Here is a 26,012-nt window from a genome sequence, read left to right as displayed (position 1 = left end):
CAGTGATCAGAACAGAAGAAATGTTACTAAATGTAGGACCTCAGCATCCAAGTACACACGGGGTATTTCGTCTGGTTGTAAAAATTGATGGGGAAATCATAACCGAAGCCAAGCCTGTCATCGGTTATTTACACCGCGGTACGGAAAAATTAGCTGAGAACCTGCAATATACACAAATTATCCCCTACACCGACCGGATGGACTATCTGTCTGCGATGACCAATAACTATGTTATCTGTCATGCCGTTGAGACGATGATGGGAATCCAAGTGCCGGACCGGGCTGAATATCTGCGCGTCCTTGCGATGGAGTTAGGCCGGATTGCGAGCCACCTTGTGGCCTGGGGGACGTATGTGCTTGACCTTGGGGCAACAAGTCCATTTATCTATGCTTTCCGTGACCGGGAAATGATTATTAATATGCTGAACGAGCTGTCAGGAGCACGTTTGACCTTCAACTATATGCGTGTGGGCGGGGTGAAATGGGATGCACCTGAGGGCTGGATTGAAAAAGTACGCGATTTTGTTCCATATTTGCGTGAGCAGCTAAAGGGCTACCATGACCTTGTTTCCGGAAATGAAATCTTTCTGGACAGGGTAAAAGGTGTCGGTATCTACACGAAAGAAGAAGCACTTCAATACTCCCTAAGCGGACCTAATCTGCGCAGTACAGGGGTGAAATGGGACCTTCGGAAAGATGAGCCTTATTCGATTTATGACCGCTTTGACTTTGATGTACCAACATCTGAGGATGGCGACTGCTTAGCACGTTACCACCTAAGGCTTGAGGAAATCACTGAATCGCTGAAAATCGTCGAGCAGGCAGTTGAACAGTTCCCGGCCGAAGGTGAAATTATGGCTAAGGTACCTAAAATTATTAAGGTACCAAAAGGGGAAGGCTTTGTCCGCATCGAATCACCGCGCGGCGAAATTGGCTGCTATATTTATAGTGATGGAAAAAAGGAACCGTATCGCTTGAAGTTTAGAAGGCCATCCTTCTATAATCTGCAAATCCTTCCAAAACTATTAGTAGGCGAGAATATTGCAAACTTGATTGCCATTTTAGGGGCAGTGGATATTGTCCTTGGGGAGGTTGACGGCTAATGATCCAGGATTTGCTCCAATCAAGCCCTGGCTTGGTTAACTTTGGTATTTTCTTTTTGCTTGGTGTCATCTTGCTGTTAGTCGTTTTAGGCTTCGTTACTTACGCAATCCTAGCCGAGCGGAAAGTAATGGGATACATGCAGCTGCGGCACGGCCCTAACCAGCTCGGCGGCCGATGGGGACTGCTGCAGACTGTCGCCGACGTATTAAAGCTGCTGCTTAAAGAAGATATCATTCCAAAAGCAGCAGACCGGCCATTATTCATACTGGCACCAATCATTGCTTTTGCACCATCATTCATGGTACTGGCAACCTTGCCATTTACCGACAAGTTTCAATTTGCTGACATCGGTGTCGGCTTGCTCTATTACATTGCCGTTTCCGGCTTAACCGTTTTCGGCATGCTGCTCGGCGGCTGGGCTTCCAATAACAAATATGCCCTCTTAGGGGGTATGCGGGCGGCCGCACAGATGATTTCCTATGAAATTCCGCTGGTTATGTCAGTGTTAGGGGTCATTCTGTTAACAGGAAGTTTAAATCTAAACGATATTGTTGCGAAACAGGAACATGGCTGGTTTATTCTCTTGCAGCCGATTGCGTTTATCGTGTTTTTTATCGCTTCAATTGCTGAATTAAATCGGACACCATTTGACTTGCCGGAATCGGAAAACGAACTGGTTGCCGGTTATTTTGTAGAGTATGCGGGATTCCGCTGGGCATTCTTCATGCTGTCAGAGTATGTATATGTATTTGGGATGTCATCGCTGGTTACAGTGATTTTCCTGGGAGGCTGGCTGCCGCCATTTGCGTTCCTTGGGTTTATCCCTGGGGCAGTATGGTTCGCTCTAAAATTCTGTTTAGTAGTCTTTATATACTTTTGGATTCGGAGCACACTGCCGCGTTTCCGCGTCGATAGACTAATGGAATTCGGATGGAAAGTCCTGTTGCCAATCGCACTAGCAAACATCTTCCTGACAGCCATCATCAAATCGCTGTTCTTTAATTAGATTAGTGCCATTCGATTGGTGCCTGTCACCAATAATCATATTTAGACTATGAAAGTAGTGCATACGGTGTTTGTCACCAAAATTCAAACTGTCAAAAGGGGTGAAAAACGTGCTTGGAGTATTTAAAGGCTTGAAATATACCCTTAAACAATTATCGCGCGAGAAGGTTACGTACGATTATCCGAATGAGCCGCTTCCGCTGCCGGACCGCTTCCGCGGGATCCAGAAGTTTTATCCGGAAAAGTGTATTGTCTGCAATCAGTGCATGAATATCTGCCCGACCGAATGTATTAACTTGACGGGTAAGAAGCACCCGGATGCAACTAAAAAGGGAAAGATTATCGATACCTATGATATTAACTTTGAAATCTGTATCCTCTGTGATCTGTGCACCGAGGTTTGTCCAACAGAAGCCATCGTCATGACGAATAACTTCGAGCTCGCCGAATACAGCCGCGACATGTTATTTAAAAACCTGGAATGGCTGGATGAAAACGACGAAAACGTACGGCAGGTGAATAAACCATGACATTCTCAGGCGAATTCCTCGCATTTATGGGACTCGCACTCGTTGCGATAATCGGCGGCGTACTCTTGTTAAACTTGAGCAAAGTCATTCATATGGTTGTTGCCTTGATATTCACATTCGTGGCGATCGCCGGGATTTACGTTTTGCTGTCCGCAGAGTTTATCGCAGCGGTACAAATCTTAATTTATTCAGGCGCCATCACGATTATTATGCTATTTGGAATCATGTTAACCAAGCATAATGATGAAAGTGAACCAAAAACAGGCCGGCTGCGGAAATTTCTCTTGTTCCTTGGCGTAGCTGGTTTTGCCTTTGCTGTTTATATTGGCATCTATGATTTCAATATTGAGCAAGTTCCAACCAAGCTTCATGAAAATAACACGTTCCAGATAGGGGAAGCACTATACTCAAAATATATTATTCCGTTTGAGTTAACCTCCGTACTGTTATTAGTCGCCCTGGTCGGTTCAATTGTTCTAGCAAAAAAAGATAAAAAGAAGGAGGCGGATGAGGAATGAGTTCAGTTCCCGCTTCAGCCTTCCTGGCACTGGCTTTAATACTATTTTGCATCGGTTTATATGGTGCCTTGACAAAGAAAAATACAGTTATTGTCTTAATTTCGATTGAACTAATGTTAAATGCCGTAAATATTAATCTGGTAACCTTCAGTAAATATGGCATCACACCGTCGATTACCGGTCAAATCTTCGCCCTGTTTGCCATCAGTGTGGCAGCGGCGGAGGCAGCTGTGGGGCTCGCGATACTAATCGCACTTTACCGGAATAAGAAAACGGTCAATATCGACGAAATGGACACAATGAAACATTAAACCGCACACAAACTTAAAAATCCTCAGTCAACTGAGGAGTCTACGACAAACCTCGGGCGTTAAACTTTAAGGCCCGGGAAGTATTCGACCAAACTTCGGGCGGCGGCACATACACCGTCCGAAGGGGGAATCGACAAAATTCGGATGGTCCAGAGCGCCATCCAAGGGGTTGATAATATTGGAAAATGCATGGCTTATCCCGCTTTTCCCGCTATTATCGTTTTTGATCCTTCTTCTATTCGGTAAGCGGCTGAAGGAGGCGAGCGCCTATGTGGGGATTCTTCTCACGCTCGCATCGCTGATTTATTCCATTTTGGTCTTAATCGAGCGCTTTTCGGAGCCAACCTATGGAATCAATTACGAATGGCTCACGATAGGGGATCTGCATCTTACAGCGGGCTTCGAAGTCAATCAATTAAATGCATTAATGCTGGTAATCGTATCGCTCGTAAGTTTCTTAGTACATACGTACTCCAAAGGGTACATGCATGGAGACGAGCGGTTCCCGGTCTTTTATGCCTATTTAGGATTATTCACCTTTGCAATGCTGGGGCTGGTGATCTCACCTAACCTTTTGCAAACTTATATCTTCTGGGAGCTTGTTGGGGTAGGTTCCTTCTTATTAATCGGTTTTTATTTTTACAAAGAAGAAGCAAAAGCAGCCGCCAAAAAGGCGTTTATCATGACCCGTATCGGGGATGTCGGCCTGTTTATCGGGATGATCCTGCTCTTCTGGGAAACAAAAAGCTTTGAATACAGCGTTATTTTTGAATCTGTCGAAGGCGGCGCCATCTCTTCACCGATGATCACCTTGATTGCGATCTTAATCTTTATCGGTGCAGTCGGTAAATCCGGCCAGTTCCCGCTCCACACCTGGCTTCCAGATGCGATGGAAGGTCCAACGCCTGTTTCGGCCTTAATCCACGCAGCAACGATGGTTGCCGCGGGTGTTTATTTAGTGGCAGCACTATTCCCGCTGTTTTTAGCAAGCCCAACGGCACTGCTTACGATTGCAGTCATTGGTGCGTTTACCGCCATCTTTGCGGCAAGCATCGGTTTAGTCCAAACCGATATCAAGCGGGTACTTGCTTACTCGACCGTCTCACAGCTTGGCTATATGATGCTCGCTCTCGGGTCTGCCGGCTATGTGGCAGGTGTGTTCCACCTAATGACACATGCTTTCTTTAAGGCCTTGCTCTTCCTGGCAGCAGGATCCGTTATTCATGCAGTCCACACGCAAAACATTGAAGAAATGGGCGGACTTTGGAAAAAATTAAAGCTCACCGGGCCGTTATTCTTAATCGGGACACTCGCGATCAGCGGTGTACCGTTACTATCTGGTTTCTTCTCAAAGGATGAAATTTTAGTGGCTGCATGGGAAGGCGGACATCCAATTTTGTTCCTGCTTGCCCTCGCGGCGGCCTTTATGACAGCATTTTATATGTTCCGTCTGTTCTTCCTGGTCTTTACCGGAGAAGCGCGCGGCGATCAAAAACATGTTCACGAATCGCCATCCAATATGACCTTGCCAATGCTCATTTTAGGAGTACTTGCTGTGGTCTCCGGTTACGTGAACACACCATGGTTTGGCACATTCCTAGGCGATTGGCTCGTTGATGGCAATGAAACACTTGCCCACCATGCCGAATCACACGGTCCTGTCTGGATCATGATTGCCGCAACAATCGTATCACTAGCAGGAATCCTGCTTGCCTACTTGATGTACTATAAGCGTTCCATTGCCCGCAACTGGTTAAGCGGTACAGGGGACACCTTGCACAGCATTTTATTAAATAAGTATTTTGTTGACGAGTTCTATCAATATACCGTTGTAGCAGCTTCGAAAGCCATCAGCTACTTCTTGCGGTTCATTGATGTCTTCCTCGTGGAAGGCCTTGTCAAAGGCGTAGTCGGGATTGTTCAAGGACTTGGCCGCGCGGGTTCTAAACTGCAATCCGGACAGGTTCAGACCTATGGCGCCGTCGCCTTTATCGGTCTAGCCCTGCTCGCCGTCATTTTTGCACTAACAGGGGGGTACTTACGATGAATTTATCCGTTGTTCTTTCAATCCTAGTATTCTCCCCAATACTCGGTATCATCGTCTTGGCCATGATGCCAAAATCAGTCGAAGGGCCAATTAAGGTCGTCGGCTTTCTCGCAACGCTGCCGGCACTATTCCTAGCCTTAGCATGCTATCTCCATTTTCAATGGGGGAAAGACCTGGCAGACTTTACTGTGGCAAAAGAGTGGATGCACTTCCGCGGCATGAATACCGACGATGCTTACTTTGCGGTCAACTACGAGCTGGCCTTAAGCGGCTTCCAGCTTCTGCTCGTCGTATTAACCGCCGTAGTTGCGACACTTGCAGCAATTGCCGCCGCACGGTTTGTTAAAAAAGAAGCAAAAGGTTATTTTATGCTTTTCCTTTTATTAGAGGTCGGCATGCTCGGCGTATTTACCGCTGAAAACCTAGTTTTATTTTTCATATTTTTCGAGGTTACCCTCATTCCAACCTTCTTCTTAATTGGAAAATGGGGTTATTTTGAAAAAGAAAAAGCTGCATACAGTTTCTTAATCTATAACGGACTCGGCTCTGCCGTCCTTCTGATCGTGATTATGATCTTGTTTGCCAAAACCGGTACAACAAACATTGAGCTGCTGACACAAATGATGGCAGACCCAAGTGTACCGATTTCTGGTGACCTGAAAATGGGACTCTTCATCGGCCTGTTAATTGCCTTCGGCGTGAAGCTGCCGATCTTCCCATTGCACAGCTGGATGTTAAAGGTTCACGTACAGGCACCGCCGTCTGTTGTTATGATTCACTCTGGAATTCTATTAAAAATTGGGGCGTACGGATTAATCCGGTTTGGATTAGGGATCTTCCCTAAACAATTTGATACGCTTGCGACACTGATTGCTGTCCTAGGTGTAATCAACCTCCTTTACGGAGCGTTCCTAGCATTCATACAAACAGACTTTAAAATGGTCTTGGCCTATTCATCGATTTCCCACATGGGCATCGTGCTGATTGGCCTTGCGGCGATGAATACAGCCGGGGTACAAGGTGCGATTTTCCAAGTGGTATCACATGGTCTAATCTCCGCCTTATTGTTCTTTATCGTTGGCGTCCTATACGAGCGCACCGATACATCGCTGCTTGAAAACCTGGGCGGAATGGCGAAAGGGATGCCGCTTGCGGCAGGGTTCCTGCTTGCAGGCGGAATGGCTTCACTTGGACTTCCGGGCATGTCCGGCTTTGTCAGTGAATTTATGGCCTTCCTCGGACTTTTCAAGGAAATCCCATGGCTTGCCGCAGTCGGAACGATCGGCATTATCATGACCGCAGCGTATGTCCTGCGTGCTGTCTTAGGCATCACCTACGGCCGGGCGCACCGAGAATTCACCGGGGTTGTCGATCTTAAAGGGGTCGAATTCATCCCAGTTGTAGTTTTAATGCTTTTAATCGTGTTAATCGGAGTTTATCCAAATGTGTTAAGTTCTCCGCTGCAAACAACTTTAGAAACGATCATGTTAGGGTTAGGAGGGTGATGAAGGATGGATTTAGCGACATTAAAATCATTTAACTGGAGTGTCATGACACCAGAGTTCATCATCCTCGGTGTGGCCGCAGCGCTGACATTAATTGATTTATTTTTACCAAAAAAACAAGACCGCCGCTTCCTGGGCTGGATCGGAATCCTTGGTGTAATCGCCGCTATTCTGTCGACAGCGTTCTTGTTAAATACCGAAGCCACATCCATTTTGGATGACAGCTTCACCTTAGATACCTTTGCTAAAGCCTTTAAATTAATTCTGCTTGTTGGTGCGGGGCTCGTCATGTTCCTTGCTGTCAGCTATGAGGCGAAGGAAGGCATGGAGGAGTACCGCGGCGAGTTTTATTACTTATTCTTAACCGCCTTGCTCGGCGCCATGGTGATGACCTCAAGCGGTGACTTAATTACATTATTTATCGGGCTTGAATTGTTAACCGTGTCATCCTATATTTTAGCGGGCATCCGCAAACATAACCTGAAATCAAACGAATCGGCGATGAAGTACGTCATCAATGGTGGAATTTCCACTGCCATTACCTTGTTTGGAATGAGCTATGTGTACGGTTTAACAGGGACAACCAACCTGTTTGATATCGCCCAGACACTGTCTGCCGTGACCGATGCACAACATACGTACCTGCTGGGTCTTTCCTTTTTAATGATCTTTGTAGGTCTGTCCTTTAAACTAGGGGCCGCCCCGTTCCACATGTGGGCGCCGGACGTTTACCAAGGAGCACCGACACCGGTAACGGCCTTCTTGAGTGTCGTTTCGAAGTCAGCTGGTTTCGTGATTGTCATCCGCCTGCTCATTGCGGTCTTTTACAATGCCGCTCCAACAGGCGCAAACGGTGAGGGCATCTTGTTCAGAATGCAGGACTACCTGGCTGTGATCGCCGCCGTTACGATGATTGTCGGAAACGTCGTTGCCTTAAAACAGACGGATATCAAGCGGATGTTCGCCTATTCTAGTATCGCTCATGCCGGATATATACTAGTTGCGTTAACAACACTCAGCTCAAATATGCTGTTTTCGATTTGGTTCTATCTATTAGCTTACATGCTAATGAACCTTGGTGCCTTTGCGGTTATTCAACTGATCGGTGAACAGTCAGGATCTACTAAAATTGCTGATTTCGCTGGACTTTACCGCCGTTCACCAGTACTTGCGGTGATAATGGGCATCCTGCTGGTATCATTAGCCGGCTTCCCGGGTACAGCCGGCTTCATCGGTAAACTAAACATCTTTATCGGAGCCTTTTACGGCACGCCGCACTATGTACTGGCATCGATTATGATAGCGACGACGGTTGTTTCCTACTTCTATTATTTCGGTGTCATGACGCAAATGTTCTTCCGTCCGTCTGCTGACGAGCGCAAACTGAACATTCCATTCGGTATCGTCGTCGTCTTGCTAGTGGCAGTTGTTGGTTCGGTCCTATTCGGAGTCGCGCCAAACATTGCCATGGACTTCTTAAATAACCTGCAGTAACTTTTTTTAAAAAGGAACTCAGGGTCAGGTTTTGAACCTGGCTAGTCCTGGGAGATTATTTCCCGGGGAAATGATAGACATCGATCCGTCGCTTTTGGGGAAGCGGTTGATCGATGATTGTGGTCGAAAAAAGGGGTAACATAGAAAAAAGAAGAGGCTGGGGGAGCCTCTTCTTTTTGTGTTATATATATAAACCTCCTAATTACCGTGACAATTTATCTTTAACTTCCCCCAAGCCTTCTTTCAATTTACCCTTTGCTTGATCCAATTTTCCTTCCGTTTCAGTGGAACGGTCTTCAGTAGTTTTACCCCACTGTTCTTTAGCTTCTCCTTTGACTTGATCGAAACGACCTTTAAGTTCATCTTTATTCATCTGAAATTCCTCCTTTATAAGTTTAGCTCTATATGATTAATACCCTAGGTGCGCATGAAGTGAAACATTTTATGGGTTATCCGGTGCATCCTTCTTTTCACCATCGCTGACACCATTGTCTTGGTCGGTGCCATCAGCAACACCCTTTTCTTTTAATTCAGCTTCCACATCTTCCTGGATGTCTTCAAGATTTTCTTTTGCCTGCTGAAGGGAGTCGTTTGAAGCTTCCTTTGTATCTTTATCAACGGCATCTTTTTGCTGACCATCACTAACGCCATTGTCTTGATCGACCCCATCACCGCACCCGGCCAAACCGCCAAACGTCAGTAACGCAGCTAATCCGCCAGCTAATAATGTTTTCTTCATCGTTTCTCCTCCTTTTGTAATTTGTTTGCTGTTTATATTCCCAAGGTCACTGCTCGTGAAACCTTTTTTACTTGAATGGTAGAAACTTGCGGATAGTCACCGCTAACCAAGTTCTGATGTTTAAAACAGAATGGAAGGGGTATATCACCTACCAAACTTACAAAAGGAGCGATGTCAATGAACGTAAATAATATGATGTCTGGCTGGTACATATACACCGATCGGATTCCTCAGGTACTATTAGCGTTTCTCGTCTTATTAATAGGCTGGCTGATAGCAAAAGGAATAGGAAAAGCAGTAACCGCACTTTTAAAGAAAACAACAATCGATGATAAACTGTTTGGAAGTCAAGGACCAAATAGAAAATACTCATCAGAAACCATTATAGGAAAAATCGTTTACTATATGCTGCTAGTGTTCGTCTTCATTATCTTTTTCAATATGCTAAACTTAAGCTTGATTGCCCAACCACTCGTAAACATGGTTTCAACCATGACAGGGGCCATCCCGCATATATTAAAAGCAGCCCTTATTCTACTTATTGCATGGGTAGCTGCGTATCTGCTCCGTCTTCTTTTCAAAAAAGGAGCAGCCCTGCTTCATCTAGACACACGGCTGGTTAAATGGAAAATGGCCGACAATGATGTTGCAGCCCAAAATAGCATTGATCGAATTGCCCAGGGAGTATTCTATTTTGTCCTCCTGTTATTTTTACCAGGGGTATTGGGTGCACTACAAATCGAAGGAATCTCAGGACCATTCACGCATGCACTCACATCCATGCTTGCGTTTATTCCTAAATTATTTGCAGCCGCATTAATCGTACTAATAGGCTGGTTCATTGCTAAACTAGTTCGTGATATTTTAACCAACTTTTTAAAAAGCCTGGGAGCCGATTCACTCGGACAGCGCTTCGGTTTAATGAAGGACCAACAAGATACGAATCTCTCTAGTATCATCGGAAATATTGTGTTTATCTTGATTCTCATTCCAACGATCATTACAGCTTTGGAAAAACTAGATTTAAAAGGAATCTCTGAACCTGCGATTGCCATGTTAAATCACATTTTGACATTAATCCCAAATATTTTAGTAGCCATCATCCTGATGTTAGTGGGAATCTGGCTTGGAAAATGGATTGAAAAAATGGTGGTCCAAATGTTATGGCGCCTGCGATTCGATAGTATCTTCCATCAAATCGGCATTGGCTCATTAACACCGGATAAATCAAAGTATGGCTTATCACAAGTGGTGGGTCTGCTAGCTAAAATCGTGGTTATCTTATTATTTGCGGTTGAAGCCTTACAAATTGTTCATTTAGATTTCTTAGTTACTCTGGCAACAGGCGTTATTGCTTATCTGCCAATGTTGTTAGCCGCTATATTAATCTTAGGAGTAGGATTATACCTAGGTCATTTAATTGAGCGTGTCTTACAAAATGTCATTAAAAATAACTACTCACGCACCCTTGCAGCGATCGCCAAATATACGATTTTTGTCATTACAGTATTTATGGCCTTAGATCAGCTTGGTGTAGCACACTCAATTGTAAATGCTGCCTTCATTCTTGTCTTAGGAGGACTGGCGCTGGCATTCGGCCTCGCATTTGGACTTGGAGGTAAGACGTTTGCGGCTAAATATTTAGAAAGATTAGATGAAAAGCTCGACAAAAAACAATAGACCATGGCAATCCGGAATCCAAGCGGGATTTCGGATTGCTATTTTTAAGAGACCGACCAAGGTTCTTTAAAGGGAGGTGTTCCACTTATGCTGTGGTTAAATGTATTGGCCATTATCCTTTTAATCATCTTAACGGGTTTTTTCGTGGCCATTGAATTTGCAATTGTCAAAGTAAGACCCTCACGAATTGATCAGTTGATAGAAGAAGGCGAAAAGCGAGCGGTTGCTGCAAAGAGGGTCGTCACGCATCTCGATGAATATCTATCTGCCTGCCAGCTCGGCATCACCGTGACTGCACTGGGTCTGGGCTGGCTCGGGGAACCGACGGTGGAGAAGCTGATTCATCCCATTTTTGGATCCTTTTTAAATGAAGCGATGACCCATTTCGTATCCTTTATACTGGCGTTTGTGGTCGTTACCTTCATACATGTTGTTGCTGGGGAATTAGCGCCGAAAACCTTTGCGATCCAAAAAGCGGAGCAGGTAACACTAGGGTTTGCTAAACCGATTATTGGGTTTTACAAGCTCATGTTTCCGTTTATTTGGCTCTTAAATCATTCTGCCCGTGCGCTTGTCGGCCTGTTTGGCTTTAAGCCGGCATCGGAGCATGAAATGGCCCACTCGGAAGAAGAGCTCCGCATCCTTTTATCGGAAAGCTATAAAAGCGGGGAAATCAACCGTAACGAGTGGCGATATGTTAACAATATCTTTGAATTCGATGAGCGGATGGCAAAGGAAATCATGGTGCCCCGGACAGAGATGTCCTGCATATCACTAGCCGATACAGCCGAAGAAATTGTCCAAAAACTTCAAGAGGAAAAATATACCCGCTATCCTGTGATAGACGGAGATCGTGATCATGTCATTGGGATGCTGAATGTAAAAATATTATTAACCCATCGGTTGTCGAATAGGGAATGGAATATTGAATCTCATATCCAGCCAGTGATTACTGCGATTGAAACCACCCCGATTCATAGCTTATTAATTCAGATGCAAAAGGAACGGACCCATATGGCCATCCTGCTTGACGAATATGGCGGTACTTCGGGACTGGTCACTGTCGAAGATATCATCGAAGAAATTGTTGGTGAAGTGAGAGACGAATTTGATGGAGATGAGGTCTCGGAAATACGGACCCTGGCAGCAGGGAATCACTATATTATTAATGCGAAAGTCTCTATTCATAAGGTAAATGAGTTGCTCGGAATTGTACTGTACGCTGAAGGGATTGAGACGCTCGGCGGCTGGTTTTTAACGGAACGGTCAGCTGAGGTCGACCAAGATGTAGAGATAGAATCAGAGGGATATTCATTTAAGATTATGGAGTCAGAAGGGTACCACATCAAATTTATAGAAGTCAAAAAAGCCTCGGATTAGAGGCTTTTTTTAAACTTAAGAGGGTAATATAGATCAATGTGAAGATTTGTGAAAAAATGGTTTGAAAATTAGGAAGGAAGGGAGTATGATAAAAATATGTAAAATGTTAACGTTAACATTAGTAAGTTAAAAGATTTATAGTGTAAGTACTTGGTGTTTTTTTATGAGGTATATTTTTTTAAAACATAATGTTAACGTTAACAAAATAGATGATGGTCATATTAAATTGAAAGCCGGTGAAAACATGAGTGTGTTTATGGGTGAAAACTTTCTGTTGAAAAATGAAACCGCTGTCCGTTTATATCATGATTATGCAAAACAAATGCCAATTATTGATTACCATTGCCATTTAAGTCCAAAGGAAATCTACGAAAATAAAACCTTTAAAAATATCACGGAAATTTGGCTGGATGGCGACCATTACAAATGGCGGTTAATGCGAAGCAATGGGGTAGAGGAACAGTTCATTACTGGAAGCGCAAGCGACTATGAAAAATTTATGGCCTGGGCAAGAACCGTTCCAATGACAATCGGAAATCCGGTTTATAACTGGACACACCTGGAGCTGCAAAGATTCTTTGGAATAGATGATGTACTGGACGAAGAAAGTGCCCCGCAAATCTGGGAACGTGTGAATGCTTTATTAAACAGTGAGGGTTTTGCTGCAAGAGATTTTATTAAAAAATCGAATGTAAAAGTAGTCTGCACAACAGATGACCCGATAGACAGCCTTGAGTATCACCTTAAATTGCAAGAAGAAGACGATTTTGACGTTCAGGTATTACCAAGCTTTAGACCTGATAAAGGGTTAGAGATTAATAGAGGCACCTTCCAAGGCTGGGTGGAAAAACTTCAAACAGCCGCAGGGATTGCGATTGAATCTTATGAAGATTACCTAAAGGCACTTGAATCAAGAGTAAGGTTTTTTGATTCGGTTGGCTGCAAAGTCTCTGACCATGCCATTGATCAAATGATGTACGCGGATACCACAAGAGAAGAAGCAGCCGGCATTTTCAACCAAGCATTACAGGGGAAAACCGTTTCGGTTGAAGACGAAAAGAAATACAAAGCGCACACCTATAAGTTTCTAGGCAGTCTTTATAGTGAGCTGGGCTGGGCGATGCAATTCCATATTAATGCATTGCGAAACAACAATAGCCGAATGTTTGAAGCCATGGGCCCTGATACGGGCTGGGATTCAATTAACGATGAGGGGATTGCAAAGCCATTATCCAGATTACTAGATTCGATTGAACGGGAAAGCGGGCTGCCAAAGACAATCATCTATTCATTGAACCCTAACGATAACACGACGATTGCCTCGATGATCGGTAATTTCCAAGGCGGAGGAATCCCAGGGAAAATTCAATTCGGTACAGCCTGGTGGTTCAATGATAACAAGGATGGAATGTTAGAACAAATGAGGGCACTATCCAATATGGGACTGTTCAGCCGGTTCATTGGGATGCTGACAGACTCAAGAAGTTTTCTTTCTTATACGAGACACGAATATTTTAGAAGAATCGTATGTTCCATGATTGCTGAATGGGTGGAAAATGGAGAAGTTCCAAATAAAACCGAGTTCTTAGGTAAAATCGTCCAAGGGATTTGTTATGATAATGCAAAAGAATACTTTGGCTTCGACCTCAAAGTGGGCTCACACTCTTATTAGTAGCAGTTAAACAGTTTTATATAGTAGAATTCTGGTTAGTGAAGCGGAAGGTAAATAAGGGGTGAAGGAACATGGTGACAATCAAAGATATAGCAAAACTGGCAAACGTATCCCATACGACGGTATCCCGTGCATTAAATGACAGTCCGCTGATAAAGCCAGAAACGAAAAGAAAGATACAAGAATTAGCTTCCCAGCTAAACTATACACCTAACTTCAATGCCAAAAGCCTGGTTATGCAAAAGTCCTATACGATCGGCCTTTTTTTTACAAGCATCTCAACTGGTACTACTTCCAGTTTCTTTGCTGATACCGTCACTGGTGTAAATCGGGTAATCAATGAGAATTACAATTTATTTGTAAGAGGCATCGATGATTATCACGATTTTTCATCGATCCATCTTAGGCGGTTTGATGGGATTATCTTAATGAGTCAAAGTGAAGCAGATAATGCTTTTATCTATCATGTATTGAATCAAAAAATTCCCATTGTTGTTATGAATAGAGAGATGAGCGATCAATCGATCATTAATATTTTATCAACTGACCGGGAAGGCTCCTGTGGTGCGATAAAGTATCTGATTGAAAAAGGTCATCGGGATATTGCGGTTATTGAAGGGATGAAAGGGTTCAAGTCCACGATCGAGCGGAGAGAAGGGTATTTGCAGGCGTTAATTGACCAGCAAATCCCCATCAATAATGAATACATGGTTCAAGGGGACTATGATATGGAAAGTGGATATCATGCCATGGAAAAGCTGCTGTCGTTAAAAAATCCGCCAACAGCCGTCTTTTGCTCGAATGATGACATGGCCGTTGGTGCGATTAACGCAGCGTTTGCCCGAGGATTAACGGTCCCAAAAGATATCTCTATCATCGGCTTTGACGATATACGATCGGCACAATATACGAATCCTCCCTTAACAACCGTGAAACGGCCCATTGAAAAGATCAGCAGTCTTGGTGCAGAAAAAATTTTAGAAGCGGTAGAAAGCCAACAGGTAAAGGGAGAAAGGATTTTCGTTGAAACGGAACTAATCATAAGAAAATCTGTTTCTACGAGGAAATAAACTTTTTAAAGGCCAAACGGGAAAAATTCCTGTTTGGCTTTTTAAATAATCGTTGGATCGTTATGGTTCATTTGGTTTCTTTCCATGATTGAAATATCATCTTGAAAGACCTTGTGGATGACATCTTCAACACCATAAATTAACAGCTGGTCCCCTTCGTGGATCTTTGTATCGTAGAGATGTTTGCGAATCTGGATATCGCCCCGCTGAATATACAAGACAACCAGCTCCAATTCATCGTGATCCTTGACGGCTTCTTGGAGCGTTTGATGGACGAGCTTCGAGTCCTCATATATAAAAAGATGGAGCAGAAAATCTTCTTTATTTTTCAAAAAAACATCACGAAGGGGGAGATCGGCCAGTTCGATATTCTGTTTCATTTCCCGATTAAAAAACTTCGTAAGCTGCCGCTGGACAGCCTTTATTTTTAACACTACCAAAATGATGATGACGGCGAAGGTGCCAATTAATATCTCCTTTGCTTTCAGACCTTCTGATAGAAATTCACTAATAGATGAAATAATGACAGCGAGGGAGAAGGCACCAAACAGAATGAGGATCAAGGCAAGTTTCCTGCGGATGGGGTGGCCCAGGATGAGCTCGGATTCCCCTGTCGTAAAACCGGTCCCCGTCATCATCGAGATGACCTGGAACCTCGAAACTTCTACTTTAAGTCCGGTTAAGCGGAATAAAACAACAAATATTTCAATGACGGCTAAAATAATGACCAAGTAAATGAACAAAAATAAGAGGTTCATTTTTTCACCTCACTCAAAAAAATAGTTGGGGCCGGATGCCCCAACTGTTACTGTAATTTTTCATTATAAAATTGAACGGAGTACTGCGCGCCTTCATCGACCATTTTGTTATCCTCTACATCAAGCGGATGCGGGTTCCCGCCTTTATCAATCGGAAGCTGTTCACTTTTCTGATAGACGGTTGGCATAATTTTTCGTTTCCAGTCTTTTAATAATGATTCCGCTTTGATTCGGTTAGGTTTATTACTTAGCCAATAGGCGGCAGTAGCACCTACCCCGACTGCCAATAATGAGCTCGTACTTAAGACACGTTTCATTCGTATTCCCTCCTTAAGATTGAACAACCTATCTATTCTAGTGGATACCCGCTTTTTGTGAGATGAAACGTTTAAATGAAGGGATGAGCGGGAAATCCTTCTAAAGAGGAGGGATTCTTTTTGGAAAAAGTGATTGGCAGGAACAAGTGGACATGGGTGGAGTCTACTAGTGAAAAATTGAAGCACATCCAGCCGGACTCAAGTTTAGACCCTGTAATGGCGGCATGGCTGAGGCAGGTAGGAAATGATAAAACGAATAGTTTGCGCGTGACCTGCCTAGAAAACGGTGAAAAAGTGATTAATGGTTCCCTCATTTATAAACAAAGCTATACAGATGAACAGGATTATAAGATCTTCCACTTTTTTTTAACGGCCGAGCGGTTGATAACGGCAGACCTCAAAATTACCACTGTCAATCCTGACTTGCTTACTCGTGAGTTATCCAAGACGAATAATGCGGTGGAAGGGTTTTTACTTTTTTTAGGAGAAATAATGAACGACATGCTGATCGGGATTGATCAGTTTGAGGAGGCACTGAAGACGCTGATATGGAACGTCAAAAAAAGAAATGAAACCAGTATCCTTGAACTTGTCTATAAGCGGAGACATGAACTGTTAATCTGTAAAAACCTCTTAATTCCGATTAATGAAGTGAAAATGGCGATTGATGAAATCAATTTCCCTCATATTAAAGAAGGGGATTTTTTCTCGTGTACGTGCAAACGGATTGAGCGGGCGATGGTGCTGCTGAATGAATACGAACATGAAATTGACTCACTGATCAATTTAGAAGAAGTCATTTCTTCCCACCGAGGAAATGAAATTATGAAAACTTTAACGGTCATGACTTCCATTTTTACGCCGATTATGGCTTTCGGGGCTTTATGGGGGATGAATTTTAAGAATATGCCGGAGCTTGAGTGGCGCTATGGCTATTACCTTTCCATTTTCTTGATTGTTATTTCGACCATCCTTTTGTATGGCTATTTAAAAATGAAAGGCTGGACCGGTGATTTGTTGAAGGGAAAAAAGCGCGGGTCGTTTTTTAAATAGTGAATTAGATGTTTTTTTAGGCTATGTTAAACCACAATGTTTTTGAAAAAAAACTCTGTTGATTGGAGCGGAAGGCGCTCGACTCCTGCGGGAGTACGGGGTAGGGGAGACCCCGCAGGCGCTAACGCGCCGAGGAGGCTCCCCGGCACGCCCGCGGAAAGCGAGCGCCTGGAGCGGAAATCAACAGCCAAATTTAACAGATCCTTTTTTTAAAAAAAGGTTTTAGTAAGGGAATTTGGTGGTACTACATGAATATAGGCTAGCAACAAGCTGGCTAAAAGAAAGAGGGTGGTTGAAGTATGTGGTTGCCTGTTCGGTAAAACCTGTTGAAAAACTAGGGATGAAAAACAGCAGTCTAGGAAAAAAAGGAGGAATATAAGATGACTAAAAAGGCTAGGGAACCAAGTAATATGGAAGAAGCAGGTATGAAAACCGATGACGCTCTTTATAAAAATGAGCAGATGGGTAATGATAAGGACCTGCAGCAAAAGGACGGCAACAGACAAGCGAACTGGATGGATGCTCAAAATTCACAGCAAGGAAATAGAGAGCACCAAGAACAGTTCAGGCAGAATGGACAATCTGGCGGAGCCCGGTCTTCTGAAGATGAACAAGAACCGGAGCACCAATTCTATGGTTATAACATTGTCAGAGACGATGACCAAGACGGCCGTCTAACGAATAACTTTGAAGAAAAGAATAAGAATAGAGATCCGAATCCCGAGAAGCAGGTAGATGAATATTTTCAGAGATATAATCAAGATGATCCGCTGGAGAAACATACCTAATGAATGCAAGGAACGGAAACGATATTTAATATAAATAAGGGGCTTGCACTTTAAATGGGTGCAGGCCCTTTTCAATGGTAAAAAAAAATAACGGCCCCACGAGCAGGCCGTTGCTACCTATTGCAATGGATCAGGATCCTTGTTGTCGTTCTCCTGCAGTTCTGAGCCTGTTTTGTTTTCCTTCATTTCTTTTCCAAGCTTTTTGACTTCATCAAAGTTCGGTGCCATTGAACCATTTTTCTTTTCTTCAACCTTCAATTTCGTTTTTAGCTTCTTTATTTCATCCATTGATAAGCACTCCCTTATGCTTTGGTAGCTTTTATATACCCAATTAATAGAAGCAGAAACCATTACTTTAGGAATGGGACTTAAGGATTATTCGGTATATGAATAGAACTTGGTATAATAATAATCAAATATTTTTTTAAAAAGTAGGTTTAGAGTTTATAAAACTTGGTTATATACTCAATAAATATCTTAGAGGTGATAGGAAATGAATCTGAATATAGATATAAATCAAAATAACGAGGAAGTGTCCGTGCTGCTTGCAGGCGAAATTGATGCCTTTACAGCACCAAGCCTTCGCGAGGAATTATTACCGCTCGCCGAAGGGAAAAATACAATGATTATCAACCTTAAGGATGTTTCCTATTTAGACAGTACTGGACTGGGTGTATTCGTTGGCTTATTTAAAAAGCTGAAGGAAAACGGCGGTGAACTAAGGCTGATTGAGTTATCGGATCGACTGAAACGGCTTTTTGAGATTACAGGCCTTGGAAATATAATGAATATTTCTGTAAATTAAGAGGGGGGAGGACGATGAAACAAGTGATGGATTATATTGAAATGAAGATTCCTGCAAAACCGGATTATGTTGGTGTGGTTCGTTTAACGTTATCAGGAATTGCCAGCCGCATGGGTTATACATACGAGGAAATTGAAGATATTAAAATTGCCGTCAGCGAGGCTGCTACAAACGCGGTCCAGCATGCGTATTCCACGGAAGAAGGCGGGGAAGTAACGTTAGGCTTTGGCATCTATGAGGACAAGTTAGAGGTGATGGTCGCTGACAGCGGTAAGAGCTTTAATTTTATCGAGACCAGAAATCAGCTCGGACCCTATACAGAATCAAGTACGGTGGAACAACTGTCAGAGGGAGGGTTAGGTCTATTCCTGATAGAAACACTTATGGACGAGGTACGTGTTTTGAATCATTCCGGTGTAACGGTCTTCATGGCGAAGTACTTAAGTGGGGAGCGTGAGATGAATGGGACAATTGCCAAAACCCATGAAGCGAACTAAGGAAGAGATTGATGCTCTAATCTTGGAATTTCAACAAAATGAAAATTCTTTAGCCCAAACGATGTTAGTCGAACATTACACCGCTCTTGTAGGAAGTCTGGCAAGGAAGTATTCAAAGGGCCGCGAGTTTCATGAAGATATCATGCAAGTTGGTATGATTGGCTTATTAGCTGCCATCCGAAGATATGACCAAGGGGCCGGAAGATCGTTTGAATCGTTTTTAATTCCGACAGTCATTGGAGAAATTAAGCGGTTCTTACGTGATAAAACATGGAGTGTCCATGTACCGAGACGGATTAAGGAAGTTTGGCCAAAGATTAAAACGGTAGTGGACGAGCTGACCAATCAATATCAGCGCTCTCCAAAAATCCACGAAATTGCGGAATATATGGAACTTTCGGAAGAAGAAGTATTGGAAGCAATGGAGATGGGCAAAAGCTACCAATCTGCCTCTGTCGACATGCCGATTGAAACAGGGTCAGAGGGAAATGTAGTAACCGCTTTAGACATCCTCGGAACGCAGGAAGAGGGTTATGAAAAGGTAGACCAAAGACTCCTGCTAGAAAGCGCCCTCCATGTTTTATCAGAACGGGAAAAAGAGATCATACAGTGCACGTTTGTGGAAAATAAGAGTCAAAAAGAAACAGGAGAGCAACTAGGAATCTCACAAATGCATGTCTCCCGCCTGCAGAAAAAAGCCATCGAAAAACTTAGAAAAGAACTTGCCGGTGCAGCCCCATTCTCAGGGTAATTACTATTTAAATAGAATAAAAGGTGCCTGTCACCCTTCGGGTGACAGGCACCTTTTGCAACAGGGGGAAGTTATGAATATTGTTATTGTGGACGATAATATGACGAATCTGATGATTATTGAGAAGATTTTGCAGAAGGCTGGGTATGATAAGCTGGTTTTGTTGTCTTCTGCCAGGGAGTTATATCATTATTTACAACTCGAGGAGCCTAATCCGGCGGAGGTTCCTGTTGACTTGATATTAATGGATCTGATGATGCCGGAGATTGATGGGTTGGAAGCCTGCCGGACGATTCTTGCCAATGAGCGGTACGAAGACTTGCCGATCATTATCGTTACGGCAATGGGGGATTCCTATAAAATGGCCGAGGCGATGGATGCCGGTGCTCTTGACTATGTCATGAAACCGATTAATAAAGTCGAACTTCTGGCACGGATTCGTTCGGTCCTCCGCTTGAAGTATGAGAAGGATCTTCGTAAAGAGCGGGATAAGCGGATTCAGCACGAGTTGAATTTGGCCAAGCAGGTACAGTTAAGTATGCTGAGTGATCCGATTCAAAATGAGGATGTGAACATTGCAGCCGTCTATCAGCCATCGTTTGAACTTGCCGGTGACTTGTACGCCTGGTACCAAATCAGCCCGGGCCGCTATGGGGTCATTTTGCTTGATATGATGGGGCATGGGATTTCGTCTTCGCTTGTTTGTATGTACATATATTCTACGTTGAAGGATGCCATTACGGGGATTTGCGACCCTGAGGCGGTGATGATTGAACTGAATCGCCGGATGAATCAGCTCCAGATGCCTGACCGAATGGAAAACTATTATTTTACGGCTATTTATTTTGTGCTTGATACGGCTGAGCGGACGATCGAATATGTGAATGCCGGTCATCCGGCTGGGATTATGATTGTGGATGAAGAAGTAAAGCTGTTGAAGACTGGCTGCTGCCCGCTTGGTTTCTTTGAGGAGATTGAGGTGGAAAAAGGGATTATTACTTATAAGGATGAGGCACAGATATTGCTGTTTACGGATGGGCTGTCGGAGGCGCTTGAGGATGAGTATGAGGATGCGATTTCGAAGCTTATTAGTAGTTTGCAAGAGCAAAGGAATGCGGGGCCAAGTGAATTATTTGAGCAACTGGAGCATGGTTCGGAGATGATGGGGGATTCGAAGGATGATATGTGTTTGGTGATGGTTTCGACGAATGGTGGACAGGAAGCCCTTTAGTAGAGAGAGGGTTGGTTTATAACGCCTGAACAAGCGGGGAGCCTCCCAATTCGGGAGTTATGTGAGACTTATAACTCCCGAGCAGACGGCAAGATCACTTACTCAGGAGTTATGAAGCCTCCAAAACAGTCAAAATTCAAACCATACAAAAAGGGTGCCCGCATTCCAAACAGGCACCCTCTTTAAAAAATCTATTCAGCTAAATAAGCCTTAAACATCCACAAATGCTTCTCAAGCGAAGTCCGAATCTCAATAAACATATCGGCTGTCGGCTGATCCTCTTTATCCTCAGCAGCTGTAATAGCTTCAGTAAGCTCGCTGCAGACAGTCTCAAAATCATCAGCCAGCGCCTGCACCATCTCCTGGGATGTCTCATCTCCATTCGCTTCCTTAAGAGATGAAAGCTCTAACTGCTCCTTAAGAGTGGCAGTGGGCTCCTTGCCCAGTGACAGCATCCTTTCCGCAATCGTATCGAGATGCAAGGCAGCCTCCGTATATAACTCCTGGAACTTAACATGCAAAGTAAAGAAATTTTCACCCTTCACATACCAATGATAATGATGCAGCTTCATATAAAGCACCGAAAAATTGGCTACCTGCTGGTTAAGGGCCTCTGTTATTTGGGTCTTTTCTTTCGTTTTAGCCATTCTATCAAACCTCCAAAATCATTGTCTATCAATTAACTACCCCTCAAAAAGTCTTCTGAAACCACAAAAAATTTTTTAAAAAAAGGTTTGAACGAATGAAAAAACGGGTAAAAGAAGTAGGATAAATGAACTGGCAATGAAACTATTACTATAGTATCAAAATTGTTTAAACGGATGAATCCTAGAATTTTACAGGTTAAAATAAGAGTAAAACTATATTAGGGGGCGGTTACCATAAAAGGCTTAAACTTTAACATTCATGCGAAAATTATCGTCGGCTATTTAGTGATCCTCATTTGCTTGGTACTGTCACTGCTAACGGTCATTAATAGAATGACAGATTTGCAAAATGAGGTCGACTTTGTTGCCGAAAACGATATTGAAATCCATGATCTGGCCAATCAAATCCAAAAAAATGTGCTGGATATGGAAACCGGAATGAGGGGTTATGTCTTAACAGGAGATCAGCAGTATCTCGAACCCTATAATGATGGCAGCAAAAGCTGGCTGGACAATTACAATAACCTTCATTCCCTATTAGAAATGAATGGGTCCCAACAAAGGAACCTGGAAGAGATTAAACCGTTGATTCTAAACTGGATCAATACTTCTGGGGAATATTTGATCGATGCTAAAAAGAACGAAGAAACGGCAACGATTCAAAAGTATTTTGCAAAAAACACCGGAAAGAAAGTCACAGATCAGCTCCGCAAGCAGTTTGACTCGTTTATAGCCGCAGAAAAAGAATTGACGGCAGAGCGGACCACTGAACTGAATGAGCGGACGAATAATTTAAAATTATTATTATATGGGTTAATTATTTTAGTAACGGTTTTTACGATTGCCATCGCTGTTTTCCTCTCTAACTCGATTGTTAAAACAATCAAACAGGTAGTAAGGACCATCAAAGGAATTACCGAAGGAAACGACAATGTCGATCTGACATCACGAATAAAAGTCAACACACGCGATGAGACCCGGGAACTTGCTGACGCCATGAACGAGTTGCTTAGCAGTCTTGAAAAGCAGAGCTGGGTGCAGAATAGCATGACCGACATTTCCACTTTATATCAAGGGATTACGGACATTAACGAACTAACCAAATTGTTTATTAACAAACTAACCCCCTTGCTTCAAGCAACCTATGGGGTGGTATACCTTCGCCGCGAACAAGGAGGCAAAGTAGATTTTGTAAAAGTGGCCGGCTATGCCCTCGGCGCTGAAGACTTCGTCAAAACGAGCTTCCGTTTAGGAGAAGGAGTCATAGGGCAAGCAGCCCATGATAAAAGGATTTTTCTAATCGATCAAATCCCTGAAAATCATTTTAAAATAACAACCGGGCTAGGCGCTTCGAACCCGCGAAGTCTATTAATTGCACCGATCCTATTTGAAGATCGAGTAGAAGCAGTTGTCGAATTTGCATCACTGCAGCCGTTCGAATCCCAGCACTTAACCTTGCTGGATTTACTTCAGGATAAATTCGGCTCGTCTATCTCTAGTGTAAATGGCCGGATGGAAGTCGAAAGGCTCCTAGCGGAATCGCAGGTTCTTACCGAAGAATTACAAGCGCAATCTGAAGAACTGCAGGCCCAATCCGAAGAATTGCAAATGCAGCAAGAACAATTGCGGCTTTCCAATGATTATTTGGAGGAACAGAAGGATTTTGCCGAGACACGGGCGCTCGAGCTTAAAAAAGCAAAAGATGAGCTGGAGGATTTTTCGATAAAATTGCAGATGAGTTCTCAATATAAGACAGATTTCCTTGCGAACATGTCACATGAACTCCGGACACCATTAAACAGTATTCTCATCCTTTCACAGATGTTAATGGAAAATAATGGAGATATGGATGGGGAGGAAGTGGCAGAATACGCACAGGTTGTAAACTCCTCCGGGGCAGACTTGCTGCGGTTAATCGACGATATCCTTGATTTATCAAAGATTGAAGCAGGAAAAATTGAAATTTTAACAGATGAAGTCAATGTAACGGAGATTCCACAGACCATACGGAATATGTTCAACCCGGTGGCAGCGAAAAAGAATTTACAGTTTGAGGTCCTAACCGATTCCGATATACCGCCGGTGATTTCAACCGACGGGCAAAGATTGCAGCAAATCTTGAAGAATCTATTATCAAATGCATTCAAATTTACGGAACGGGGCGGTGTTACTTTAAAAATCGGACTGGCCCCTGCCGACAAAGCTGACAAGCTGATGAATAAACAAAGGAGAGAACCAGTGTTGGCCATTTCTGTGACAGATACAGGCATTGGCATTCCACAAGATAAGCAGCAGATCATTTTCGATGCCTTCCAGCAAGTGGATGGGACAACGAACCGGCAATATGGAGGAACAGGGCTTGGTTTGTCCATTTGCCGTGAATTTACCCGTCTGCTTGGCGGCTTACTTGAACTTCAGAGCGAACCGCAAAAGGGCAGTACGTTTACGCTGTATATACCTAGCCGATCGGAAGCAGAAGAGGCAGTACCGCTCGACGTTCAGATGGCATTGGAAGAAGCGGCAGCCGCAGCCAATGAGGTAAGCGGGGAACCAGAATGGGTGAGTGAGGACTCGCAAACGGCCGCAGACGAAGGCGAATGCCCGGATGAACAGTTGTTTAGAGGGAAGAGAGTCCTTTTAGTGGAGGATGATGGCCGCAATGTTTTTGCACTGGTGACCGCCTTAGAGAGAAAGGGTATAAAGGTGCAGGTGGCAGAGAACGGGAAGGAAGCCATAGATATGCTCCAAAATCGGGCTGACTTTGACCTTGTCTTTATGGATATCATGATGCCGGTCATGGGTGGTTATGAGGCGATGAAAGTGATCCGTGAAGAACTGCAGATGAACCATCTGCCGATTATTGCTTTGACGGCGAAAGCGATGAAAGGGGAACGGGACAAGTGTATGGAGGCAGGCGCTTCCGATTACATCATGAAGCCATTGAATATCGATCAACTATTCTCGTTGATGCGGGTATGGCTGACAGAGCAGGTGAATCAAGATTGAACGACGAGATGATTGATTTTTTAACAGAAAAAGAAGAAACGGTGAATGAGCTGCAGGAAATAGAGATCGATTTGCTTCTGCAAGGACTTTATCAGCTGTATGGCTATGACTTTAGAGGATATGTACGGGCATCGTTAAGAAGAAGGATTTTGAACCGGATGAAGGCAGAGCGGCTTCCAACGATTACCGCTCTGCTCGAAAAAGTGCTGCATGAGAAAGGGTATCTGGAGCGCTTGTTGAACGACTTGTCGATCCGGATGACGGAGATGTACCGCGATCCCAGCTTTTTCGCTGCGTTTCGCAATCAGGTAGTGCCCTTGCTGCGTGACCTTCCGGAGATTCGTATTTGGCATGCCGGCTGTGCCACGGGGGAAGAGGTTTACTCGATGGCGATTCTAATGATGGAGGAAGGCCTCGGCGATAAGACGAAGATTTATGCGACGGATATGAATGAAAAGGCACTGGCCGCGGCTCAGAAGGGGGCTTTTCCTCTAAAGAAAATGCAGCAATACACAAAGAATTATCTAAAAGCAGGCGGCAAGAAGGCTTTCTCCGAGTATTATACGACGGATCACCAATTTGCGTATTTTTTTCCGATTCTTGAGGAGAATTTATTTTTCGCCCAGCATAACTTGGTGACGGATGGTTCGTTTAACGAATTTCACGTGATTTTGTGCCGGAATGTGATGATTTATTTTGATAACGAACTCCAGCAGCAAGTCCACCGCTTGATTCACAGCAGTTTGGCTGACGGCGGCTTTGTGGGCTTTGGCAGTAAAGAGTCGCTTTTATTTGTGCCGAAGAGTCTGAGATATGAGGAGTTTAATTCTCAGGAACGGATTTATCGGAAAAGGTAAGAGTGCTGAAGAACTGAGAAAGGTGCTTCTTAACTGGTGATCGGACAAATGGATGTTTAAAAAGTGCTGATAAACTACTAAAATATGCTCCTAAACTGCAAATGAAATAGCGCAGACAAACGGCTTTTTTTAAAAGTGCCGATAAACTCTCAAAAAGTGCCGATAAACTGCCATAAAGTGCCGATAACAGCTGGAAAACCGCCGATAAACGATGCAGCACACAAAATTTATAAGCCTGCCCTCCCAT

General features: G+C 43.7%; 26 protein-coding genes. 20 read left to right on the top strand and 6 right to left on the bottom strand.

What is annotated here, in order from left to right:
- Positions 1-2 precede the first annotated feature (2 nt).
- From GXK58_RS16050 to nuoN, 8 genes are all read left to right on the top strand, one after another.
- Entirely contained in the window at positions 3-1,103 is a 1,101-nt protein-coding gene (locus GXK58_RS16050) for an NADH-quinone oxidoreductase subunit D (RefSeq protein ID WP_160724169.1), read from the top strand.
- Positions 1,103-2,110, top strand: coding sequence for an NADH-quinone oxidoreductase subunit NuoH (gene nuoH, locus GXK58_RS16045; RefSeq protein ID WP_160724168.1), 1,008 nt, complete (start codon positions 1,103-1,105; stop codon positions 2,108-2,110). Before GXK58_RS16050 ends, nuoH begins: the two co-directional genes overlap by 1 nt.
- 109 nt (positions 2,111-2,219) lie before the next feature.
- Entirely contained in the window at positions 2,220-2,639 is a 420-nt protein-coding gene (nuoI, locus tag GXK58_RS16040; protein WP_160724231.1) for an NADH-quinone oxidoreductase subunit NuoI, read from the top strand.
- On the top strand, positions 2,636-3,157 hold the full coding sequence (locus GXK58_RS16035) for an NADH-quinone oxidoreductase subunit J (protein WP_160724167.1): 522 nt from the start codon (positions 2,636-2,638) through the stop codon (positions 3,155-3,157). Before nuoI ends, GXK58_RS16035 begins: the two co-directional genes overlap by 4 nt.
- On the top strand, positions 3,154-3,468 hold the full coding sequence (gene nuoK / locus GXK58_RS16030) for an NADH-quinone oxidoreductase subunit NuoK (protein WP_160724166.1): 315 nt from the start codon (positions 3,154-3,156) through the stop codon (positions 3,466-3,468). The genes GXK58_RS16035 and nuoK overlap by 4 nt, the downstream gene beginning before the upstream one ends.
- A gap of 175 nt (positions 3,469-3,643) precedes the next feature.
- The gene (gene nuoL / locus GXK58_RS16025; protein ID WP_160724230.1) at positions 3,644-5,515 is read left to right on the top strand and encodes an NADH-quinone oxidoreductase subunit L; all 1,872 of its coding nucleotides are present in this window, start codon (positions 3,644-3,646) and stop codon (positions 5,513-5,515) included.
- Positions 5,512-7,020: an NADH-quinone oxidoreductase subunit M gene (locus tag GXK58_RS16020; RefSeq protein ID WP_160724165.1), complete on the top strand. Its 1,509-nt coding sequence runs from the start codon at positions 5,512-5,514 to the stop codon at positions 7,018-7,020. The genes nuoL and GXK58_RS16020 overlap by 4 nt, the downstream gene beginning before the upstream one ends.
- Before the next feature lie 6 nt (positions 7,021-7,026).
- Positions 7,027-8,514 carry an NADH-quinone oxidoreductase subunit NuoN gene (gene nuoN, locus GXK58_RS16015; protein WP_160724164.1) on the top strand — a complete coding sequence of 496 codons (1,488 nt, stop codon included), beginning with the start codon at positions 7,027-7,029 and terminating at the stop codon, positions 8,512-8,514.
- 202 nt (positions 8,515-8,716) lie between these two features.
- Here the strand turns inward: nuoN and GXK58_RS16010 are convergent, their stop codons facing one another.
- Positions 8,717-8,887, bottom strand: coding sequence for a CsbD family protein (locus GXK58_RS16010; protein WP_160724163.1), 171 nt, complete (start codon positions 8,885-8,887; stop codon positions 8,717-8,719).
- 69 nt (positions 8,888-8,956) lie between these two features.
- Positions 8,957-9,253 (bottom strand): hypothetical protein, encoded by a 297-nt coding sequence (locus GXK58_RS16005; RefSeq protein WP_160724162.1) that lies wholly within the window; start codon positions 9,251-9,253, stop codon positions 8,957-8,959.
- Between the two features lie 177 nt (positions 9,254-9,430).
- Here GXK58_RS16005 and GXK58_RS16000 point away from each other — a divergent pair, with 177 nt between their 5' ends.
- From GXK58_RS16000 to GXK58_RS15985, 4 genes are all read left to right on the top strand, one after another.
- Positions 9,431-10,933: a mechanosensitive ion channel gene (locus GXK58_RS16000; RefSeq protein ID WP_160724161.1), complete on the top strand. Its 1,503-nt coding sequence runs from the start codon at positions 9,431-9,433 to the stop codon at positions 10,931-10,933.
- Between the two features lie 87 nt (positions 10,934-11,020).
- Positions 11,021-12,313: a hemolysin family protein gene (locus GXK58_RS15995; protein WP_160724160.1), complete on the top strand. Its 1,293-nt coding sequence runs from the start codon at positions 11,021-11,023 to the stop codon at positions 12,311-12,313.
- Between the two features lie 244 nt (positions 12,314-12,557).
- Positions 12,558-13,985 (top strand): glucuronate isomerase, encoded by a 1,428-nt coding sequence (uxaC, locus tag GXK58_RS15990; RefSeq protein WP_160724229.1) that lies wholly within the window; start codon positions 12,558-12,560, stop codon positions 13,983-13,985.
- Positions 13,986-14,056: 71 nt separating this feature from the next.
- Positions 14,057-15,055, top strand: a complete 999-nt coding sequence (locus tag GXK58_RS15985; protein WP_160724159.1) for a LacI family DNA-binding transcriptional regulator — start codon at positions 14,057-14,059, stop codon at positions 15,053-15,055.
- Between the two features lie 41 nt (positions 15,056-15,096).
- On the opposite strand, the gene GXK58_RS15980 is transcribed toward GXK58_RS15985, so the two are convergent.
- Positions 15,097-15,813, bottom strand: coding sequence for a TrkA C-terminal domain-containing protein (locus GXK58_RS15980; protein WP_160724158.1), 717 nt, complete (start codon positions 15,811-15,813; stop codon positions 15,097-15,099).
- A gap of 47 nt (positions 15,814-15,860) precedes the next feature.
- Complete coding sequence (locus GXK58_RS15975; protein WP_160724157.1) at positions 15,861-16,130, bottom strand: hypothetical protein; 270 nt, start codon at positions 16,128-16,130, stop codon at positions 15,861-15,863.
- 129 nt (positions 16,131-16,259) lie between these two features.
- Here GXK58_RS15975 and GXK58_RS15970 point away from each other — a divergent pair, with 129 nt between their 5' ends.
- Positions 16,260-17,183, top strand: a complete 924-nt coding sequence (locus GXK58_RS15970) for a magnesium transporter CorA family protein (RefSeq protein WP_237389694.1) — start codon at positions 16,260-16,262, stop codon at positions 17,181-17,183.
- A gap of 380 nt (positions 17,184-17,563) precedes the next feature.
- Complete coding sequence (locus GXK58_RS15965) at positions 17,564-17,971, top strand: hypothetical protein (RefSeq protein ID WP_160724155.1); 408 nt, start codon at positions 17,564-17,566, stop codon at positions 17,969-17,971.
- A 117-nt stretch (positions 17,972-18,088) separates the two neighbouring features.
- Here the strand turns inward: GXK58_RS15965 and GXK58_RS27040 are convergent, their stop codons facing one another.
- Entirely contained in the window at positions 18,089-18,259 is a 171-nt protein-coding gene (locus tag GXK58_RS27040; protein WP_202171381.1) for a hypothetical protein, read from the bottom strand.
- 205 nt (positions 18,260-18,464) lie between these two features.
- Between GXK58_RS27040 and GXK58_RS15960 the strand changes: the two genes are divergently transcribed.
- The 4 genes from GXK58_RS15960 (at position 18,465) to GXK58_RS15945 (ending at position 21,255) form a co-directional block, all read left to right on the top strand.
- A complete protein-coding gene (locus GXK58_RS15960) occupies positions 18,465-18,776 on the top strand; it encodes an anti-sigma factor antagonist (protein WP_160724154.1) in 312 nt (103 codons plus the stop codon).
- Positions 18,777-18,790: 14 nt separating this feature from the next.
- Entirely contained in the window at positions 18,791-19,273 is a 483-nt protein-coding gene (rsbW, locus tag GXK58_RS15955; protein WP_160724153.1) for an anti-sigma B factor RsbW, read from the top strand.
- On the top strand, positions 19,239-20,024 hold the full coding sequence (gene sigB / locus GXK58_RS15950) for an RNA polymerase sigma factor SigB (RefSeq protein ID WP_160724152.1): 786 nt from the start codon (positions 19,239-19,241) through the stop codon (positions 20,022-20,024). Before rsbW ends, sigB begins: the two co-directional genes overlap by 35 nt.
- A gap of 73 nt (positions 20,025-20,097) precedes the next feature.
- On the top strand, positions 20,098-21,255 hold the full coding sequence (locus GXK58_RS15945) for a PP2C family protein-serine/threonine phosphatase (protein WP_160724151.1): 1,158 nt from the start codon (positions 20,098-20,100) through the stop codon (positions 21,253-21,255).
- A 191-nt stretch (positions 21,256-21,446) separates the two neighbouring features.
- On the opposite strand, the gene GXK58_RS15940 is transcribed toward GXK58_RS15945, so the two are convergent.
- Positions 21,447-21,902 carry a Dps family protein gene (locus GXK58_RS15940; protein WP_160724150.1) on the bottom strand — a complete coding sequence of 152 codons (456 nt, stop codon included), beginning with the start codon at positions 21,900-21,902 and terminating at the stop codon, positions 21,447-21,449.
- A gap of 333 nt (positions 21,903-22,235) precedes the next feature.
- On the opposite strand from GXK58_RS15940, the gene GXK58_RS15935 reads away from it, so the two are divergent.
- Both GXK58_RS15935 and GXK58_RS15930 read left to right on the top strand, forming a co-directional pair.
- Positions 22,236-24,908 carry a CHASE3 domain-containing protein gene (locus GXK58_RS15935; protein WP_237389692.1) on the top strand — a complete coding sequence of 891 codons (2,673 nt, stop codon included), beginning with the start codon at positions 22,236-22,238 and terminating at the stop codon, positions 24,906-24,908.
- Between the two features lie 8 nt (positions 24,909-24,916).
- Positions 24,917-25,765: a CheR family methyltransferase gene (locus tag GXK58_RS15930; protein WP_160724227.1), complete on the top strand. Its 849-nt coding sequence runs from the start codon at positions 24,917-24,919 to the stop codon at positions 25,763-25,765.
- Positions 25,766-26,012: the final 247 nt, after the last annotated feature.

Origin of the sequence: Bacillus sp. USDA818B3_A, from assembly GCF_009928415.1 — a bacterium.
Classification (GTDB): Bacteria; Bacillota; Bacilli; order Bacillales; family Cytobacillaceae; genus Neobacillus.
This window is presented reverse-complemented; position numbering and strand designations above follow the sequence as displayed.

What these genes read in the sequence shown, in the direction of transcription:
- nuoH (WP_160724168.1), top strand. Translation starts at nt 1,103, where the DNA reads ATGATCCAGGATTTGCTCCAATCAAGCCCTGGCTTGGTTAACTTTGGT.
- GXK58_RS16035 (WP_160724167.1), top strand. Translation starts at nt 2,636, where the DNA reads ATGACATTCTCAGGCGAATTCCTCGCATTTATGGGACTCGCACTCGTT.
- nuoK (WP_160724166.1), top strand. Translation starts at nt 3,154, where the DNA reads ATGAGTTCAGTTCCCGCTTCAGCCTTCCTGGCACTGGCTTTAATACTA.
- GXK58_RS16020 (WP_160724165.1), top strand. Translation starts at nt 5,512, where the DNA reads ATGAATTTATCCGTTGTTCTTTCAATCCTAGTATTCTCCCCAATACTC.
- nuoN (WP_160724164.1), top strand. Translation starts at nt 7,027, where the DNA reads ATGGATTTAGCGACATTAAAATCATTTAACTGGAGTGTCATGACACCA.
- GXK58_RS16010 (WP_160724163.1), bottom strand. Translation starts at nt 8,887, where the DNA reads ATGAATAAAGATGAACTTAAAGGTCGTTTCGATCAAGTCAAAGGAGAA.
- GXK58_RS16005 (WP_160724162.1), bottom strand. Translation starts at nt 9,253, where the DNA reads ATGAAGAAAACATTATTAGCTGGCGGATTAGCTGCGTTACTGACGTTT.
- GXK58_RS16000 (WP_160724161.1), top strand. Translation starts at nt 9,431, where the DNA reads ATGAACGTAAATAATATGATGTCTGGCTGGTACATATACACCGATCGG.
- GXK58_RS15995 (WP_160724160.1), top strand. Translation starts at nt 11,021, where the DNA reads ATGCTGTGGTTAAATGTATTGGCCATTATCCTTTTAATCATCTTAACG.
- uxaC (WP_160724229.1), top strand. Translation starts at nt 12,558, where the DNA reads ATGAGTGTGTTTATGGGTGAAAACTTTCTGTTGAAAAATGAAACCGCT.
- GXK58_RS15985 (WP_160724159.1), top strand. Translation starts at nt 14,057, where the DNA reads ATGGTGACAATCAAAGATATAGCAAAACTGGCAAACGTATCCCATACG.
- GXK58_RS15980 (WP_160724158.1), bottom strand. Translation starts at nt 15,813, where the DNA reads ATGAACCTCTTATTTTTGTTCATTTACTTGGTCATTATTTTAGCCGTC.
- GXK58_RS15975 (WP_160724157.1), bottom strand. Translation starts at nt 16,130, where the DNA reads ATGAAACGTGTCTTAAGTACGAGCTCATTATTGGCAGTCGGGGTAGGT.
- GXK58_RS15965 (WP_160724155.1), top strand. Translation starts at nt 17,564, where the DNA reads ATGACTAAAAAGGCTAGGGAACCAAGTAATATGGAAGAAGCAGGTATG.
- GXK58_RS27040 (WP_202171381.1), bottom strand. Translation starts at nt 18,259, where the DNA reads ATGGATGAAATAAAGAAGCTAAAAACGAAATTGAAGGTTGAAGAAAAG.
- GXK58_RS15960 (WP_160724154.1), top strand. Translation starts at nt 18,465, where the DNA reads ATGAATCTGAATATAGATATAAATCAAAATAACGAGGAAGTGTCCGTG.
- rsbW (WP_160724153.1), top strand. Translation starts at nt 18,791, where the DNA reads ATGAAACAAGTGATGGATTATATTGAAATGAAGATTCCTGCAAAACCG.
- sigB (WP_160724152.1), top strand. Translation starts at nt 19,239, where the DNA reads ATGGGACAATTGCCAAAACCCATGAAGCGAACTAAGGAAGAGATTGAT.
- GXK58_RS15945 (WP_160724151.1), top strand. Translation starts at nt 20,098, where the DNA reads ATGAATATTGTTATTGTGGACGATAATATGACGAATCTGATGATTATT.
- GXK58_RS15940 (WP_160724150.1), bottom strand. Translation starts at nt 21,902, where the DNA reads ATGGCTAAAACGAAAGAAAAGACCCAAATAACAGAGGCCCTTAACCAG.
- GXK58_RS15935 (WP_237389692.1), top strand. Translation starts at nt 22,236, where the DNA reads ATGACAGATTTGCAAAATGAGGTCGACTTTGTTGCCGAAAACGATATT.
- GXK58_RS15930 (WP_160724227.1), top strand. Translation starts at nt 24,917, where the DNA reads ATGATTGATTTTTTAACAGAAAAAGAAGAAACGGTGAATGAGCTGCAG.